The organism is Clostridium sp. SY8519 (assembly GCF_000270305.1).
Lineage (GTDB): Bacteria > Bacillota > Clostridia > Lachnospirales > Lachnospiraceae > SY8519.
This window is the reverse complement of the sequence record NC_015737.1, coordinates 532,639-551,010: the sequence shown is the minus strand read 5'-3', so window position 1 is coordinate 551,010 and position 18,372 is coordinate 532,639. Positions and strand designations below refer to the sequence as shown.

The window sequence follows — 18,372 nt, the reverse complement described above, 5'->3', positions numbered from 1 at the left end:
CCGCCGCCAGGCGGCACTGTGCGGACGGCAGATTCTGTCCATGGAAGGATTGCGGATATATGAAGAAATACAGGATGACGGCACTCCTGACTGCAGGCGCGCTTCTGATCGCGGGAACTGCCGGCGGATGTTCTTTCGGAACTTCTTCCGAAATGAAGGAATACCGCAGCCGGGGAATCGAGCAGATGCAGGAAGGCAGTTATGATTCCGCTGCCAAAACCCTGCAGAAGGCACTGGACGCGGCAGACGGAAAAACCAGCGACATGTCGGAAGACATCAGCTATTATCTGGCGCTGGCATACTATAAAAGCGGAAACAGCGACAAAGCGATTGCGGTATACACAGACCTGATGAAAAACGACAAAGAAGACAGTTACAAGCCATATTACCTGCGGGGCTGTGTGTATGCCAGAGAGAATGAACTCACAAAGGCAGCCGAAGATTTTGACCGGGCCGTTAAGCGAAACCCGAAAGACTACGAACTCTGCATCAGCTGCTACGAAGCGATGCGGGACGCGGGAGAAACCGGCCGCGGGGAGACCTACCTCAGGAAGGGGCTGAATATTGCGGGCAACAGCGCGGATGATCTGTGCGAAAAGGGATATATCAGCTATCTCCTTGGAGATAAGAAAACCGCCCGAAAACAGCTGGCGGAAGCCGTGGAAGGCGACAGTGTGCAGGCGATGCTGTACCAGGGCGTTGTGTACGCGGCAGACGGCGACCGTACGAAAGCAAAGGATTCCTTTGATGAATATGCTTCCCGCAACAGAAAAAACGGGGATAATCTGCAGAAACTGGGCGCAGCCGCGTTAAACAGCGGTCTGACGGAAGCAGCCATTTCCTATTATCAGCAGGCGGTGGATGTGCTGGGAGATTCTTCTGACAGCAGCAAAGAAGCCAGAAAAGATCTGATTGCCGCTTATGAGCAAAAAGGCGATTTTGAAAAGGCATACAAACTGATGAGCAAGTATGCGTCGGATTATCCGGAAGATAAGGATGCGCAGAACGAACTCACCTTCCTGAAGACCAGGATCAGCGACTGACAGCGCAGAAAACAGCAGGAGGACAAATTTGATCAGGAAAAACGGGGAGATCGGTGACACGGATGTTTGAAGTGATCAAACGAAACGGCGAGACTGCGGCGTTCGAGCTGCAGAAAATATCAAAAGCACTGGAAAAGGCCTTTCAGGCAGCAGATAAGTCCTATACGCAGGAGATGATTCAGCTACTGACGCTGCGGGTGGCAGCGGATGTCCAGGACCGGGTCCAGGGAGACCGGATTGACGTGGAGATGATTCAGGACAGCGCCGAGCGGGTGCTGGCCAGCGCGGGATACAGCGATGTGGCAAAGATCTATATTCTGTACCGCAGACAGCGGGAAAAAATGCGCCAGATGAAATCCACCTTTCTGGATTACCGCAATATTGTCAATTCCTATGCCAGCGAAGAACATCCGGACCAGGAGCAGAAAGAGCGGAAGGAAACAGTAGGCAGCCTGATGGTCAGCAGTGCCGGCGCGGTGACGGCCAGATACTGGCTGACGGAAATCTATGCCGGAGAAGCAGCCAGAGCCCATCAGGACGGCAGCTTTTTTATTCACGATTTGTCCCGGCTGACACCAAGCACCGCGGGTTGGTCCCTGAAAAGCCTGATCCGGGAGGGGCTCGGAGGCATTCCGGACACGCCGGATTTCGGCCCGGCCAGACATCTGAACGTTTTGTGCAATCAGATGGTCAATTTCCTCTACATGGTGCAGAACGAGTGGGCCGGCCCCCAGACCTTTGCCTCTTTTGACACCTATCTGGCGCCGTATGTAAAAGCGGACCACCTGCACTACGAACAGGTGCGGCAGTGTATGGAGTCCTTTGTCTACGGAGTGAATGCCCGGGGAATCTGGGGAACGGAACCGCCCTTTTCCAATCTGGTCATCGACTGGAAAGTGCCGTCGGATCTGGCAGATCTGCCGGCAGAAGCCGGCGGGCGAAAGATGCCCTTCCGTTACCGGGACTGCCAGAAGGAGATGGATATGATCAACCGGGCGCTGCTGGAAGTACTGCTGGCGGGCGACAGCGCCGGCCGCCGGTTCCACTATCCGAATGTGACCTATTCCGTAACCGGGGAATTCGACTGGGCGGATTCCCGTAACAGCCAGCTTTTGTTTGAGCTGACCGCGCGGTACGGAACACCTTTTTTTGCCAACTATATCAGCAGCGGCAGAAAAAAGACGGAAGTCAGGGACCAGAGCGGCCGCCGGTTCCTGGATCCCAACAGGCTGCAGCGGGAAGCCGGCAGTTATTTCGGCTCCGGGGAGAATACCGGAACCATAGGAAAAATCACAGTAAATCTGCCCCGGCTGGCATATCAGTCCGCGGATGAACAGGATTTCTTTCAGCGCCTGAACCACATCATGGATCTGGCGGCAGCCGCTTTGAAAACAAAACGCAGTGTGCTGATGAAATTTATGCAGGAAGACCTGTATCCCTGCACCGGCAGGTATCTGGGCGGATTTGAAGGACATTTTTCCGCCATTGGAATCATGGGAATGAACGAAGCCTGCCTGAATGCCTCCTGGATCCGCAAGGATCTGACACAGTCCCGGGCCCAGCGGTTTGCCCGCAGTGTGCTGACCCATATGCGGGAACGGCTGACCAGATACCAGGAAAAATACGGGGATCTTTACAGTCTGGAGGCAACTCAGACAGAATATCTGGGCATTTACCTGGCAGGTCTGGACAAAGAAGCATATCCGAATATTGTGACTTCTCAGACACCGGAAGGCAAGCCCTATTATACGGAAAATTCCTACCTTCCGGAAAACAGTTTTCTGGATCCGGAGGATGAGCTGGAGATCCAGGACGAATTCCACGTGCTGTATACGTCCGGAACCCTGTTTACGGCCCGGTTTCGCAAGGAAGCATCGGACTGGAAGAGCGTAAGAAATCTGGTGCGCCGCATAGCGGAAAATTTCCGCATGCCCTATTTCCGCCTGCTGCCGGCGGACGCTGCGGGAGACCGGGAGTACAAGCCCCAGGCGGAACAGCCGAAAAAAGCAGCGGATTTTCCCCTTTCCCATGAGAAAGAGCATCTGAATCAGTTAAGGGAGAAGATGGAGCATCCTTTGGAAACAGGAGTGCCGTCCGGGGAGAAAGAAGCCCGGGCAGCTCATACATTGGATGAAGCGCCGGAGGCGCCGGCGGGAGAGCCGCAGGAATCTCCGGTACCGGCGGATGCTGTGGATAAGGAGAAAGATTCGGAGCGCTCCGGTAATCCGGAAAACCAGGACGGGTCTGAGGGATATGACGGCCCGGCACACCAGGCCGGACCGGAAAGCCAGGCCGAATCTGCACACATGGAAGAGGCGGCAGGTTATGCGGAATCGGCACATAAGGGAGAGCCGGGAAGCCAGGAAAAGCCGGCACGCCAGGAAGAGCCGGCACGCCAGGAAGAACCGGCAGGTCATGATGAACCGGCGCAGAAGGAAGAGCCGGTAAGCTATGCCGAGCCGGTGTACTGTGAAGAACCGGAAAGCCATGCTGAAGCGGCGCACCAGGAAGAGCCGGCAGACTGTGCCGAACCGACGCGCCGGGAAGCGCCGAAGAGCTGTGACGGCCCGGAGTACTATAAAAATCCGGAAAGATACGGAGATCCGGGGAAACACAAGGATACGGAGAGCTGGAAAGATCCGGAGAATCCTGGCGGCGCGGAACCGTACAGGGAATCGGAGACAGGCGAAACAGAGTCCCAGCGGAAAACGGGGGAAGAAGATTCTCTGCCGGAAGCGGAAACCGGACGCCCGCAGGCGCAGACCCGGTCTGATGTCCGGCAGCCGGAACCGGAAGAATCCGGGGCCGGGGATTCCGCCGCAGAAAAAGAGCCGGAGACATCCCTGCAGACGAGGAAGGATGACAGGGTAGAAGAAGCAAAGAAGTTCATGAAAGACATGAAGCCTGCGCCCCGGGCGGCAGCCAGAACCGATGGGGAAGGCCTTCCGCTGGAAGACGGCTGGTATCTGTTTACACTGCGGAATGATCCGAACTGCATGGTGGTACGGCAGCTGCTGGGCGGCCGGAACTACCGTGAAATTGACACAGCGTCCAATCCGAAACTTCGAGGCGCGTATCAGGCCTTTCCGGTCCCCGTTCTCCTTGCAGTCCGCGGGGACCGGCAGGTGCGCCGGACCGGAGTGGAAGAGATTCAGAACTACCTGGCGGAAACAGAGGACAACGGCAGCGGACCGGATGCCTGAGGCGCCCTGTGTCCGGATGAGAAACAGCCGTCTTCTGCAGAGATAGGAAAGGTGATATAATATGGCGACACTTTTAATCAAAAACGGAATTCTGGTAAATCCGAAAGAGCAGACAGAGACCCGCGCAGATCTCTTCGCAGCCGACGGGATCATTGTTTCTGTAGGCGGAGACGTGCCGGAGCAGGCGGATCAGGTCATTGACGCGGCCGGGGCGTATGTGCTGCCGGGGCTGATTGACCTGCATGTGCACCTGCGGGATCCCGGACAGGAATACAAGGAAGATGTGACGACCGGAGGAAACGCGGCGCTGCACGGCGGATTCACCACGATTGTGGCGATGCCGAATACCAGTCCCGCAGCGGACCATGCAGACGTCATCCGCTATGTGGAAAACAAGGCAGAAGCCACCACAAAAGTGCATGTGCTGCAGGCCGGCGCCCTGACCAGAAAAATGGCCGGCAGGGAGCTGGCAGACCTGGAAGGAATGATGGAAGCCGGCTGCCGGGCATTCAGCGAAGACGGAAAATCCGTCATGAATGCGGGGCTTGCGAAGCAGGCCATGGAGATTGCGGCGGCCCACGGCAGGGTGATCCTGGCCCACTGTGAAGACATCAATCTGGTCAGAGGCGGCGTGATGAACGATGACGCCAGGGCAAAGGAGCTGGGACTTCCCGGCATCAGCAATTCCGTGGAAGATACGATTGCGGCCAGGGATATTATCCTGGCAAAAGAGACCGGCGTGCATCTGCATCTGTGCCACTGCTCCACAAAAGACAGCGTGCAGATGGTAAAAATGGCCCGGGAAGCAGGCGTTTCCATCAGCGCGGAAGTGTGCCCCCATCATTTCAGCCTGTGCACGGAAGATATTCCGGGGGATGACGCCAATTACAAGATGAATCCGCCGCTGCGCAGCCGGGAAGATATGGAGGCGCTGCGCCGGGGACTGGCGGAGGATATCATGGATGTGATTTCCACGGACCACGCGCCCCATACCTTTGAAGAAAAACAGAGGGGATTCCGCAAGGCGCCCTTTGGAATAACCGGTCTGGAGACCTCTGCGGCACTGACTTACACCAACCTGGTGCGGCCGGGAATTCTCACCATGCTGCAGATGGCGGACAAGATGAGCTACCGTCCGGCGCAGATCCTCGGCATGGCAGACCGCAAGGGTTTCATTGAGCCGGGGGCTGCGGCAGACCTGACGGTGTTTGATCCGGAGAAAAAGTATGTGATCGATCCGGAGACTTTTGTATCCAAAGGACACAACACACCCTTCGGCGGCTGCGAAGTATATGGAGAAATCCGTGCCACGATTGTGGACGGCGAAGTGGTATACGAAGCATAGAGAGAAACAGGAGAGAGAAGGCTATGATCAAACAGTTAATAGAAAAAATCAAACAGACAGGAGCGCCGGTTGTGGTGGGTCTGGACCCGAAGCTGGCGTTTATTCCGGAGCAGATACAGAAAAAATCCTTTGCGGAATACGGTGAGACTCTGGAAGGCGCGGCAGATGCCATCTGGCAGTTTAACAAAGGCATTGTGGATGCTGTCTGCGACCTGATTCCGGCGGTGAAGCCGCAGATCGCCATGTATGAGCAGTTCGGCCTGCCAGGGCTGGCAGCCTTTCAGAAAACCTGCGCCTACTGCAGGGAAAAGGGACTGATCGTAATCGGCGATGTGAAGCGGGGAGATATCGGATCCACTTCGGAATCCTATGCCATTGCCCATCTGGGAAAAATAACCGTAGGCAGCCATTCCTACGCGCCGTTTGCTGAGGATTTCGCCACTGTCAATCCCTATCTGGGAAGCGACGGAATCGAGCCTTTTATCAAAGTCTGCAGGGAAGAGGATAAGGGGATTTTTGTGCTGGTCAAGACGTCCAATCCCTCCAGCGGAGAATTCCAGGACCGCCTGATTGACGGAAGACCGCTGTATGAGCATGTGGCGGAAAAAGTGGCCGCCTGGGGTGAAACATCCATGGAAGGCAGCTACAGCAATGTGGGCGCGGTTGTGGGCGCCACCTATCCGGAAATTGGCAAAGCCCTGCGGAAAGTAATGCCGAAGGCCTTTATTCTTGTGCCGGGTTACGGCGCCCAGGGCGGCACCGGGAAAGATCTGGTACACTACTTTAATGAAGACGGGCTGGGCGCGATTGTCAATTCTTCCAGAGGCATCATTGCCGCTTACCGGAAAGAGGAATACGGGAAATTCGGCGCGGAGAACTATGCGGATGCATCCAGACAGGCAGTAAAAGATATGATTGCCGATATCAACGGAGCCATTGGCGCGTGACGCGTCAGAAGACGGAGAACAGGAATATGAGTGAGAAAAAAATGGAACAGGCAGTGGTCATCGCCCAGAAAGAGCTGGCTCCCGGCGTCTTTGACCTGTGGCTCAGGACTTCGGAGGAGATCTGGTCCGCAGCGAAGCCGGGACAGTTTGTGTCGGTCTACAGCGAAAATGCGGCAAAACTTCTGCCCCGTCCGATCAGTATCTGTGAAATAGACAGAAATTACGGCGGAATCCGCCTGGTTTACCGCGTGACCGGCGCAAATACCGGAACGGAAGAATTTTCCGCCCGCCGGCCCGGGGAAAACATAAAGATTTTAGGCCCTCTGGGCAACGGATACGATACCGCGTCCGAAAAGAAAGCCATGCTCATCGGCGGGGGAATCGGCATTCCGCCGATGCTGGAGCTGGCAAAACAGCTCAATGGTGTGGAAAAAAATATTGTTCTTGGGTATTCCGACAGCCATCTGTTTCTGAAAGATGAGTTCGCCAGCCGGGGATTTGTATACGTGGCAACCGATGACGGAAGCGCGGGAACAAAGGGAACCGTTATTGACGCGATCCGCGCCAATGACCTGGAGGCGGAAGTGATCTATGCCTGCGGGCCGAAACCGATGCTGCGGGCAGTGAAACAGTACGCGCAGGAGAAGGGAATCGAGTGTTATCTGTCCCTGGAGGAACGCATGGCCTGCGGAATCGGTGCCTGCCTGGGCTGCGTGTGCCAGTCGGCAGAGATCGACAGCCATTCCCGGGTAAAGAATAAGAGAGTCTGTAAAGACGGCCCGGTATTCCGTGCAGAGGAGGTGGAGCTGTAACTATGAACACGAAAGTATCCATAGCAGGTGTGGAACTGAAAAATCCGATTATGACAGCATCCGGTACCTTCGGATCCGGAGAAGAATACAGCGAATTTGTCGATCTGAACCGTCTGGGCGCGGTGGTGACCAAGGGTGTGGCCAATGTGCCCTGGCCGGGCAATCCCACGCCGCGGGTAGCGGAAGTATACGGCGGGATGCTGAATGCCATCGGCCTGCAGAATCCGGGCATAGATGTATTTATGAAACGGGATATCCCCTTCCTGAAACAGTATGATACCCGGATTGTCGTGAATGTCTGCGGCCATACTGAGGAGGAATATCTGGAAGTGGTGGAACGGCTGGCAGACCAGCCGGTGGATCTGCTGGAAATCAATATTTCCTGCCCGAACGTCCGGGAAGGCGGCATGGCCTTTGGCCAGGACCCGAAGATGGTGGAGGCCATTACCGGGGCGGTAAAGGCAAAGGCGCGGCAGCCGGTTATCATGAAGCTGAGCCCGAATGTGACGGACATCGCGGAAATGGCCAGAGCCGCGGAAGCCGGCGGCGCGGACGGAGTATCTCTGATTAATACCCTGACCGGCATGAAGATTGACGTTGACCGGCGCCGGTTTGTACTGGCCAACCGTACCGGCGGAATGTCCGGTCCCGCCGTGCATCCGATTGCGGTGCGGATGGTCTATGAAACGGCCCAGGCAGTTAATATTCCCATTATCGGCATGGGCGGCGTACAGACGGCGGAAGACGCGCTGGAACTGATTCTGGCAGGAGCCACCGCAGTGAGCGTTGGTACGGCCAATTTCTATAATCCCCGGGCAACCGCGGAAATCGCGGAAGGGATCGAGGCCTATATGCAGAAGCATCGGATCGAATCGGTCAGCGAGCTGATCGGCGCGGTTTCCGAATAGTATACAAAGGATACAGATGGAGGAATCTATGGAACAGTACAAACAGGAATTTATAGAATTCATGGTAGAGTCGGATGTACTCAAATTCGGTGAATTTATTTTAAAAAGCGGAAGAAAATCCCCGTTTTTTATGAATGCGGGTGCCTATGTGACAGGGACACAGCTGCACAGACTGGGCCGGTATTATGCCCAGGCGATCCATGCCCACTACGGGGAGGATTTTGACGTGCTTTTCGGGCCGGCATATAAGGGCATTCCCCTGGCAGTGGCAGCGACCATCGCTTTCAGTGAAATGTACGGAAAGGAGCTTCGTTACTGCTCCAACCGGAAGGAAGTCAAAGACCACGGCGATACGGGCATTCTTCTGGGCAGCAAGTTAAAGGACGGCGACCGTGTGGTGATCATTGAAGATGTGACCACTTCCGGCAAATCCATTGACGAGACGGTGCCGATTCTGCGTGCCCAGGCAGATGTGGAGATTGTGGGACTGGAAGTCTCCTTAAACCGTATGGAACGGGGCAAGGGAGAAGGCAGCGCCTTAAAGGAGATCAAAGATACCTACGGCTTCGAAACCAACGCGATTGTGGATATGGCAGAAGTGACAGAATACCTTTATAACAGAGAATGCGGAGGGCGTGTCGTAATTGATGACAGGATCAAAGAGGCACTGGACGCATATTACAGAGAATACGGAGCAAAGTAATCAGACATGGTCACCAGTGAGCAGAAAAAGCGCATCAAAGCAGTATTTGCGTTCCTGTTTATCGTATATCTGGTTGTTCTGGTATACCTTCTGTTTTTCTTCGAGATGCGTGCCGGAATGGCGGCATCCGCGGAGACCCACATGAATCTCCGGCTTTTTCATGAGATTCACCGGTATATCGCCTATCGCCGGCAGCTGGGTGCCAGGAATGTATTCCTGAACCTGGCGGGAAACATCCTGCTGTTTGTGCCCTTTGGATTCTTTGCCCCCATGCTGTTTCGGCGGCTGCGGGGATTTTTCCGCATCCTGCTGGCCAGCATGGGACTGAGTGCCTGTGTGGAAATCACACAGCTGATTACCCACCTGGGCTGCTGTGATGTGGATGATGTAATCCTGAATACAATTGGCGGAATGCTTGGCGCGATGTGCTGCGGAATCATTCTGTTCCTCAACCGCAGAGCAGAGCAGAAAAAATACAGAAGGAAGAAGCACAGATAGTCCTCCGGGGATTGAAAGGAACCGATATGATATCAGACGCGGAAAAAATTAACAGAAACAGGCGCCGGGCAAAGCGCCGATCCGGCAGACGCACGGTATACGATATCATTATACCGGTCTCCGGGTGGCTGGCCCTGATCCTGCTGCTGGCAGCAGTGGTGGTTTCCTGGGCAAAAGCCGGAGACAGCGGGGGCGGCGTAGGAGCCATGGGTGAGATCAGCCTGGTCCTGGCGGCGGGAGCCTTCCTGATGGGACGGCTGATCCGTCAGGAGAACAAAACCCTCCGCCGGCCGGTAAATGTTGCAGTCATTCTGAGCGCGGCGGTGGCTGCCGCTGACATTGTGCTGTTTATTGCCGGCATTGTGTAGGCGCGGCAGACTGACGAAGAAGAAAATACGACGGAACAACAGGAGCAGAAGAGATCTATGACAGATACCATCAGCAAAGAAGAGGCGCAGGATATCCTGGAGGAACGCAGCAGACTCGTGCGGGCGCGAATTGCCGAGATTCCGCAGGAAACACTGACGCCGGAACCATACCGAACATATTTTACCCGCTATGCCCGTTTTCTTACGTGTCTGACAGAAATCTATGACAGGCAGCACAGCGGCGCGGCCGAACTGCCGCCTCTGGCAGACTGGCAGCAGGAGCAGGAAGAACTGTACCGGGATATCCGTCCGGAAAATTATGGCGAAAGCTTTGCCAATCCTGCCTGGGCAGTCAAAACCTTCGGGGAGACTGCCGGACGCATGCTGCCTCTGCTGGCGGCGGAGCTTCATGCAGGCATCGGATGGGCATACGAAGGCTGTCTGGAGGAACTGGTGATTCTCCAGGAGCTGTTTACAGAACTGTACGGCTGTTTCTGCGGCGGGGAGACACCGGACCTGCAGGAGGCCAATCAGACCATTTACTGGTATTTTCATGATTACAGCCGTCTGTTTACGGAACGGCAGGTTCATGAGATGCTGCTCCCGGCGGACAACTATTACACCGGACTTCTGATGCACAGTGACCTGACCGATCCCCGCACGATTTATCAGTACGGCCTGCCGGTGGGAGAAAATGAGATCCGCACGGCACAGTATCTGAACACCCTGTCGGAAGAAGAGATACAGGCTATGGCGGATACCTTTACCGAAGGATACCGGATCGGGTTCGAGATCACGGGAAAAGACATTCACAGAAAAAAAACCGTGTCTCTGCATTATGCCGTCGGTTTTGAGCGGATGATGCGGGCAGCCGTGAAAAATTTTGAAGCCATGGGCCTGCAGGTGACCATCGGCCGGGAACCCTTTTCCACCTTCCGGGGAATCGGCGCCAAACGGGGCGTGTATTCCACCAGCGTAAACCGCCAGTTTGACTTTGACCACCGGGAAGACCGGGCGTTTTATCTGGACAAAGCCTTTGTGGAACACCGTCTGGACATGCTCAGACAGACCTTCGAAACATACCGGCAGGAGGCCGCGGTTTTCGGCGGCCCGGCGGTGCAGGAAGTGTTCGGCGAGGAACCTTTCGGTCCGGAGAACAAGGCAGAGGCCATTCATTTCTCCGAGGAACAGCAGCAGCTTTCCGTTTATTATATGTCAGAGGCGGGACAGATTACGAACCGTTACATCCCGGGAGAAGAGAGAAGCTTTACCATTATTGCGTATCCGATTCCGGCCATTGGCGCGAAATATCCGGAAATATTTTCGGAAACGGTGGCAATCAATACCCTGGATTACAAAAAATATCAGACGATGCAGCAGAAGATCATCGATGTGCTGGATACCGGAACGCAGGTGAGGATCCTGGGAACCGGCGGAAACGAAACCGATCTGACGGTTTCCATCTGGCCCCTGGAGCATCCGGATACACAGACGGCCTTTGAGAACTGCGTGGCAGATGTGAATATTCCGGTAGGGGAAGTCTTTACCTCACCGGTGCTGCAGGGCACCAGCGGACTGCTCCACGTATCCTTGGTCTATCTGAACGGCCTCCAGTTCCGGGATCTGAAGCTGACCTTTACAGACGGCATGGTCACGGACTATACCTGCGCCAATTTTGACGAGGAAGAAGAGAACCGCAGATATATCCGTGACAACGTGCTGATGCACCATGAGACACTGCCGATGGGAGAATTTGCCATCGGAACCAATACCCGGGCATACCGTATGGCAAAAACCTATGCCATCGCGGATAAGCTTCCGATTCTGATCGCGGAAAAGACCGGACCGCATTTTGCGGTAGGGGACACCTGTTATTCCCATGCGGAAGACACGGCAGTATTCAACCCCAACGGAAAGGAAATTATGCCCCGGGACAATGCGGTCAGCTTAAAACGGAAGGAAAATCCGGCAGATGCGTACTTTAACTGCCATACCGATGTCACGATTCCCTTTGAAGAGCTGGGCAGCATCACGGTAATCCGCCGGGACGGCAGTACCCGGGATATTATCCGGAACGGCCGGTTTGCGGTACCCGGAACGGAAGAACTGAACATCCCGCTGGAATCATAGAAACATCTTGAATCTCACGGGAGAGCAAGGTAAACTGTTACATGTAAAATTACCCCCGGTGTATCAGCTGGCGGATCAGATGAATCATTGTAAGGAGAGATACTATGGCAAAAGTAGGAATCGTCATGGGCAGCGACTCGGATATGCCTGTGATGGCAAAAGCAGCGGAAGTACTGGAAAAACTCGGAATCGAGTATGAGATGAATATTATCTCAGCGCACCGGGAACCGGATATTTTCTTCGAATACGCGAAAAGCGCGGAATCCCGCGGATATAAAGTAATCATTGCAGGCGCCGGCAAGGCAGCGCATCTGCCGGGAATGTGCGCGGCACTGTTTCCGCTTCCTGTCATCGGCATTCCTATGAAAACCTCTGATCTGGGCGGCGTGGATTCCCTGTATTCCATTGTACAGATGCCTACCGGCATTCCGGTTGCCACAGTGGCGATCAACGGCGGAGCCAATGCAGGCATTCTGGCAGCGAAGATTCTGGCGGCTTCTGATCCGGAGCTGTTAGACCGCCTGAAAGCATACTGCGAAGCGCAGAAAGAGGAAGTGGCGGCCAAAGACGCGAAACTGCAGGAAACCGGCTGGAAAGCATACAAATAACACAGAGACAGGGACAGATCCCGTATGAGATGGAGGAAAGAATGGATTACAAAAACGCTGGCGTTGATATAGAAGCAGGTTACAAGTCAGTCGAACTGATGAAAAAACATGTACAGTCCACGATGCGGCCGGAAGTGCTGACCGGTCTGGGCGGATTCTCCGGGGCATTTTCCGCGGAAGCTTTTAAAAACATGGAGAAACCCACCCTGGTATCCGGAACGGACGGAGTGGGCACCAAATTAAAACTTGCGTTCCTGCTGGACAAACATGACACCGTAGGCATTGACTGTGTGGCCATGTGCGTCAATGATATCGCGTGCGCAGGAGGAGAACCGCTGTTTTTCCTGGATTACATTGCCTGCGGCAAGAACTATCCGGAAAAAATCGCCGCAATTGTAAGCGGTGTGGCAGAAGGATGCAGACAGTCCGGCGCGGCGCTGATCGGCGGCGAGACGGCAGAGATGCCCGGATTTTATCCGGAGGACGAGTATGACCTGGCAGGATTTGCCGTAGGTGTGGTGGATGAGAAAGATCTGATCACCGGCGCGGATCTGAAACCCGGCGACGTGCTGATCGGCATGGCATCTTCCGGCGTGCATTCCAACGGATTCTCCCTGGTCAGAAAGGTATTCCAGATGGACAAAGAGACGCTGAACACCTACCATGAGGAACTGGGGACCACGTTGGGCGAGGCGCTGATCGTTCCCACCAAGATCTATGTCAAAGCGCTGAAATCCATCAAAGACGCAGGTGTGACCATCAAGGCCTGCAGCCATGTGACCGGCGGCGGTTTCTATGAAAATGTTCCCCGGATGCTGATCGACGGCACACGGGCAGTGATCCGGAAAGACAGCTATCCGGTTCCGCCGATTTTCCGCATGCTTGCCCGGGAGGGACAGATCGAAGAGAAGATGATGTACAATACCTACAATATGGGCATCGGTATGGTACTGGCAGTAGATCCGGCAGATGCGGATCAGACGGCAGAGGCAATCCGGGCAGCGGGAGAGACTCCCTATGTGATCGGAACGATTGAAGCCGGAGACAAAGGAGTTACTTTATGTTAAGAGTAGCAGTGCTGGTGTCCGGAGGCGGCACAAATTTGCAGGCGATCATTGACGCGATCCAGGAGAAGCGGATTACCGATACTGAGATTGTGCGTGTCATCAGCAACAATTACAAGGCATACGCGCTGGAGCGGGCCAAAGCAGCCGGAATAGAGACACAGGTACTTTCTCCGAAAGATTATCCCACCAGGGACGAATTTCACCGGGTATTTTTAAAGGAGCTGGAAGACCTGGATCCGGACCTGATCGTTATGGCCGGTTTTCTGGTGATTATTCCGCCGGAGATCCTGAACCGGTTCCGCTACCGGGTCATTAATATCCATCCGTCCCTGATTCCCTCTTTCTGCGGGAGCGGATATTACGGCCTGAAAGTTCATGAAGCTGCCCTTGCCCGGGATGTGAAAATTACCGGAGCCACCTGCCACTTTGTGGTGGCCGGCGAGACAGACGGCGGGCCGATTATCGCGCAGAAGGCCGTGGCGGTACAGACGGGGGATACTCCGGAGATCCTGCAGCGCCGTGTCATGGAACAGGCGGAATGGGTGATTCTTCCGGCAGTGATTGACCGGATTGCCCACGGTAAAGTGAAGGTAGTGGACGGACACGCCATTACAGAAGAATAAGAGAAAAAGAAGGAACCTGCGGCATGCGGGTTCCTTGTTGTAATTCATATGCTGTCAGAAACAGAAAGGAAGATATCATCATGAAAGTACTGATTGTAGGAAGCGGCGGAAGAGAGCACGCCATTGCTGCCAGCGTGGCAAAAAGCAGCCGTGTGGATAAGATCTACTGCGCGCCGGGCAATGCGGGCATCGGACAGATCGCGGAACTGGTGCCCATCGGAGCCATGGAATTCGACAAATTGGCGGATTTCGCAAAAGAGAACCAGATCGATCTGACCATCATCGGCATGGATGATCCCCTGGTGGGCGGCATTGTGGATGTATTTGAAAAAGAAGGCCTGCGGGTGTTCGGACCGCGGAAAAACGCGGCTATTCTGGAAGGATCCAAGGCATTTTCCAAGGACCTGATGAAAAAATACAAGATTCCCACCGCGGCGTATGAGACGTTTGATGATCCGAAAGAAGCGCTGGCTTATCTGGAGACGGCTCCTATGCCGATCGTTCTGAAGGCGGACGGACTTGCCCTTGGCAAAGGTGTGCTGATCTGCAAGACACTGGAAGAAGCCCGTGCAGGTGTGAAGGAAATCATGGAAGATAAGAAGTTCGGCTCTGCCGGCAACCATATGGTCGTGGAGGAATTTATGACCGGCCGGGAGGTTTCTGTACTGACTTACTGTGACGGCAAAACCATCAAGATCATGTCTTCCGCTCAGGACCACAAACGGGCCAAAGACGGGGATCAGGGACTGAATACCGGCGGTATGGGTACCTTTTCACCAAGTCCCTTCTATACCGCGGAAGTGGATGAATTCTGCAGAAAATATGTTTTCCAGCCTACAGTGGATGCCATGGCCGCAGAAGGCAGAGAATTCAAGGGAATTATCTTCTTTGGCCTGATGCTGACGGAAGACGGACCGAAAGTGCTGGAGTACAATGCCCGTTTTGGCGATCCGGAAGCACAGGTGGTACTGCCCCGGATGAAGAATGACATTATTGATGTGATGGAGGCATGCATTGACGGAACCCTGGATCAGATTGATCTGCAGTTTGAAGACAATGCAGCAGTCTGTGTGGTCCTGGCCAGCGACGGATATCCCGTGTCTTATGAAAAAGGATTTGAAATCAGCGGACTGGACGAATTTGACAGACACGAAGGCTATTACTGCTTCCATGCGGGAACCAAACGAAATGAAGCCGGCAATTTTGTCACCAACGGCGGCCGGGTGCTGGGCGTGACCGCCAAGGGGAAAACATTGCAGGAAGCCCGGGCCAATGCATACGCAGCCACCGAATGGGTACAGTTCTCCAACAAATACATGCGCCATGATATCGGCAAGGCCATCGATGAAGCCTGAATACTGGCCGGAGGCGCTGTCCGGCAGAGAAGAGAATTCCTGGATCATCTTTGATATGGACGGCACACTCTGGGACACCACTGAACTGATTACAGAGGCCTGGAATACAGCCTTTCGGGAGAATCCTTTCACCAGACAGATCCGGATTACCCGGGAACAGCTTCTGTCTTACATGGGAAAAACCATGGACTGCTTTGCCCGGGCGCTGCTTCCGGAACTGCCCTTTGAAGAAGCCATGGAGGTCATGGGGCACTGTATGGAACTGGAAAATTCCTGGCTCAGAACCAGAGGCGCGGTGCTGTATCCGGGACTGGAGGAGACCTTTGCCGGCCTTGCGGACAGGCATTGCAGCATCGGAATCATCAGCAACTGTCAGCAGGGCTATATTGAGGCCTTCCTGGATCATTACAGCTTCCGCCGCTATGTGTCGGATACGCTGTGCTGGGGCGATACCGGCAGAGGAAAAGCAGATAATTTAAGACAGATGATAGAAGGACACCGGATCGGATCCTGCTGTTACGTGGGCGATACCCAGGGAGATCTGGACGCCTGCCGGGAGGCTGGGGTGCCCTTTGTCTACGCGTCTTACGGATTCGGTTCTGTGGACCGTCCGGTACCGGAGATCCGCAGTCTGACAGAGCTGCTGACAGAGGAAAAATAAGGAAACGGCTCGGCGGCAGACGGATGGTTCTCCAGGCAGAAAAAAGAGAAAAGGAGTACGGTATGACACACAAACTGAAACGTTCCGATGATATCGGAAATCTTTCTTATGAGCTGGTTTTTCAGAGATATCTTTTTGGAAGGAAACATGTCTTTAATTTCATGAATGAACTGTCTGTGCAGGAATATGTGATTCTGCATGCGGCGGTACAGAATGAAAAGGAAACAGAAGACGGAAAAACCTACCTGAAAAACATTGCGGAAATGCTGGAAATCACCATCCGTCAGGCCTCCGATCTGGTCAAAGACATCAAAGCCCGAGGACTGGTTTCCTGGACCCATGACGGAGACGGCAGCGAGGGGACCTATATTCAGACCACCAGCCTGGGCCGGGAAGTGCTGAGCAGACAGGAGAAGAATCTGAAAGAATATTTCTCCAATGTCATCCAGAAGTTCGGAAAGGAAAATATGCTGAATCTCCTGATACAGATGGAGCAGCTGGATGAAGTATTCCAGGAAGAACTGGAAGCATGGGAGGAAAAGAATGAATAACTGGAACAATGACAGTGAATACATCAGCCAGCTGAGTGAAATCAGCAGGGCCAATGACCGGATTGCCCCGGTGCTGTTTGAAGAGTACGGCGTCAATCTGGGACTGAGGGATGACCGGGGAAAGGGAATCCTCACCGGTCTGACCAGTATCTCAAAAATCGTATCCTTCAAGGAAGTGGACGGCCGCAGCATTCCCTGTGACGGACAGCTGTGGTACCGGGGATACCGGATTGAAAGTCTTCTGAAAAATCTCGGACCGCAGGAGCTGGGATACGAAAAGATAGCGGCGCTTCTGCTGACCGGCGAGATGATGAGCGGCAGACAGCTGGAGGAATTCCGGGAGTATCTGGGCGGAAAGCGTCAGCTGCCTTCCCATTTTGTGCGGGATGTACTGATGAAGGCGCCCAGTGATGATCTGATGAACAATATGATGAAAGGAATCCTGTCCCTGGCTTCCTATGACGACCGGGCGAAGGATACCAGCGTACCGAACGCCATGCGCCAGTGCATCCAGCTGGTTGCGGAATTTCCGCTGCTGGCGGCGTATGCGTATCACGCCTACAACTATTACAGAAACGGGGACAGCCTGTACATTCATTTCCCGGATCCGGAACTGTCCACTGCGGAGAATCTTCTCCTTTTACTGCGTCCGGATCAGAAATACACACCACTGGAGGCAAAGGTACTGGATACCGCGCTGATTCTGCATATGGAACACGGCGGCGGAAACAATTCCACATTCACCACCCGTGTGGTGACCTCTTCCGGATCCGACACCTATTCCACCATCGCGGCGGCCATGGCCTCTCTGAAAGGGCCGAAACACGGCGGAGCCAATATCAAAGTCATGGAAATGATGAGCGATATCCGCAGCCATGTCAGCCGCTTCGACGATAAGGAGGAAGTGGCGGCCTACTTAAACCGGATCCTGGACGGAGACGCGTTTGACGGAAAGGGCCTGGTTTATGGAATCGGCCATGCGGTATATACCCTGTCAGATCCCCGGGAACGGGTATTTAAGTCCTATGTGGAACAGCTGGTAGAAGAAAAGGGCCGTCAGGAAGACTTCGCCCTGTACCAGAACATCGAGGAACTGGCGCCGGAGCTTCTGGCGAAAAAACGCAAACTGCCGAAAAAGGTGTGCCCCAATGTGGATTTTTACAGCGGCTTTGTTTATGACATGCTGGGAATTCCTCAGGAGCTGTATACCGCGATCTTTGCCATTGCGAGAATCGTGGGCTGGAGCGCCCACCGTCTGGAAGAACTGATCTGTACCGACAAGATCATCCGTCCGGCATATATGAGTGTAATGACGGAAAAAGAGTAAAACAGCAGACAGAAAAACCTGCCCGGAACCGAAGCACGCGAATGTGCGGCGGTTCCGGTTTTTTTTCTTTCCGGGAGGTACCGGAGGACAGAACGTGCGGCCGGGGCGTGGACGGGGCAAACGGAGAACGGGTGAACAAGCAGAAAACAGGAGTACCGACAGTTCATGAAGAATGTGTGAAGAAAGGGTCTGCGCAGGTATTTTGTGGTATACTCTTTGTGTG

At 54.3% G+C, this 18,372-nt stretch carries 17 protein-coding genes; all 17 read left to right on the top strand.

Annotated elements, in window-relative coordinates; genetic code table 11:
- The first annotated feature begins 59 nt into the window (after positions 1 to 59).
- Complete coding sequence (locus CXIVA_RS02640) at positions 60 to 1,043, top strand: tetratricopeptide repeat protein (protein ID WP_013976474.1); 984 nt, start codon at positions 60 to 62, stop codon at positions 1,041 to 1,043.
- A 62-nt stretch (positions 1,044 to 1,105) separates the two neighbouring features.
- Positions 1,106 to 4,246, top strand: coding sequence for a ribonucleoside triphosphate reductase (locus CXIVA_RS13270; RefSeq protein ID WP_013976473.1), 3,141 nt, complete (start codon positions 1,106 to 1,108; stop codon positions 4,244 to 4,246).
- A gap of 61 nt (positions 4,247 to 4,307) precedes the next feature.
- Complete coding sequence (locus CXIVA_RS02630; RefSeq protein WP_013976472.1) at positions 4,308 to 5,591, top strand: dihydroorotase; 1,284 nt, start codon at positions 4,308 to 4,310, stop codon at positions 5,589 to 5,591.
- Positions 5,592 to 5,614: 23 nt separating this feature from the next.
- Complete coding sequence (gene pyrF / locus CXIVA_RS02625) at positions 5,615 to 6,538, top strand: orotidine-5'-phosphate decarboxylase (RefSeq protein WP_013976471.1); 924 nt, start codon at positions 5,615 to 5,617, stop codon at positions 6,536 to 6,538.
- 26 nt (positions 6,539 to 6,564) lie between these two features.
- On the top strand, positions 6,565 to 7,350 hold the full coding sequence (locus tag CXIVA_RS02620; RefSeq protein WP_013976470.1) for a dihydroorotate dehydrogenase electron transfer subunit: 786 nt from the start codon (positions 6,565 to 6,567) through the stop codon (positions 7,348 to 7,350).
- A 2-nt stretch (positions 7,351 to 7,352) separates the two neighbouring features.
- Entirely contained in the window at positions 7,353 to 8,258 is a 906-nt protein-coding gene (locus CXIVA_RS02615) for a dihydroorotate dehydrogenase (RefSeq protein WP_013976469.1), read from the top strand.
- A 28-nt stretch (positions 8,259 to 8,286) separates the two neighbouring features.
- Positions 8,287 to 8,961 carry an orotate phosphoribosyltransferase gene (gene pyrE, locus CXIVA_RS02610; RefSeq protein WP_013976468.1) on the top strand — a complete coding sequence of 225 codons (675 nt, stop codon included), beginning with the start codon at positions 8,287 to 8,289 and terminating at the stop codon, positions 8,959 to 8,961.
- Positions 8,962 to 8,967: 6 nt separating this feature from the next.
- Complete coding sequence (locus CXIVA_RS02605) at positions 8,968 to 9,459, top strand: VanZ family protein (RefSeq protein ID WP_013976467.1); 492 nt, start codon at positions 8,968 to 8,970, stop codon at positions 9,457 to 9,459.
- 26 nt (positions 9,460 to 9,485) lie between these two features.
- Entirely contained in the window at positions 9,486 to 9,827 is a 342-nt protein-coding gene (locus CXIVA_RS02600; RefSeq protein ID WP_013976466.1) for a hypothetical protein, read from the top strand.
- A 57-nt stretch (positions 9,828 to 9,884) separates the two neighbouring features.
- Positions 9,885 to 11,957, top strand: coding sequence for an aminopeptidase (locus CXIVA_RS02595; protein WP_013976465.1), 2,073 nt, complete (start codon positions 9,885 to 9,887; stop codon positions 11,955 to 11,957).
- A 104-nt stretch (positions 11,958 to 12,061) separates the two neighbouring features.
- Positions 12,062 to 12,565, top strand: coding sequence for a 5-(carboxyamino)imidazole ribonucleotide mutase (gene purE / locus CXIVA_RS02590; RefSeq protein WP_013976464.1), 504 nt, complete (start codon positions 12,062 to 12,064; stop codon positions 12,563 to 12,565).
- A 41-nt stretch (positions 12,566 to 12,606) separates the two neighbouring features.
- The gene (gene purM / locus CXIVA_RS02585) at positions 12,607 to 13,632 is read left to right on the top strand and encodes a phosphoribosylformylglycinamidine cyclo-ligase (protein WP_013976463.1); all 1,026 of its coding nucleotides are present in this window, start codon (positions 12,607 to 12,609) and stop codon (positions 13,630 to 13,632) included.
- Positions 13,626 to 14,255 (top strand): phosphoribosylglycinamide formyltransferase, encoded by a 630-nt coding sequence (gene purN / locus CXIVA_RS02580; RefSeq protein ID WP_013976462.1) that lies wholly within the window; start codon positions 13,626 to 13,628, stop codon positions 14,253 to 14,255. The genes purM and purN overlap by 7 nt, the downstream gene beginning before the upstream one ends.
- Positions 14,256 to 14,335: 80 nt before the next feature.
- Positions 14,336 to 15,610: a phosphoribosylamine--glycine ligase gene (gene purD, locus CXIVA_RS02575; protein ID WP_013976461.1), complete on the top strand. Its 1,275-nt coding sequence runs from the start codon at positions 14,336 to 14,338 to the stop codon at positions 15,608 to 15,610.
- Positions 15,600 to 16,271: an HAD family hydrolase gene (locus tag CXIVA_RS02570; protein WP_013976460.1), complete on the top strand. Its 672-nt coding sequence runs from the start codon at positions 15,600 to 15,602 to the stop codon at positions 16,269 to 16,271. The genes purD and CXIVA_RS02570 overlap by 11 nt, the downstream gene beginning before the upstream one ends.
- Before the next feature lie 62 nt (positions 16,272 to 16,333).
- Positions 16,334 to 16,822, top strand: a complete 489-nt coding sequence (locus CXIVA_RS02565; protein WP_013976459.1) for a transcriptional regulator — start codon at positions 16,334 to 16,336, stop codon at positions 16,820 to 16,822.
- The gene (locus tag CXIVA_RS02560; RefSeq protein WP_013976458.1) at positions 16,815 to 18,149 is read left to right on the top strand and encodes a citrate synthase; all 1,335 of its coding nucleotides are present in this window, start codon (positions 16,815 to 16,817) and stop codon (positions 18,147 to 18,149) included. The genes CXIVA_RS02565 and CXIVA_RS02560 overlap by 8 nt, the downstream gene beginning before the upstream one ends.
- Positions 18,150 to 18,372: the final 223 nt, after the last annotated feature.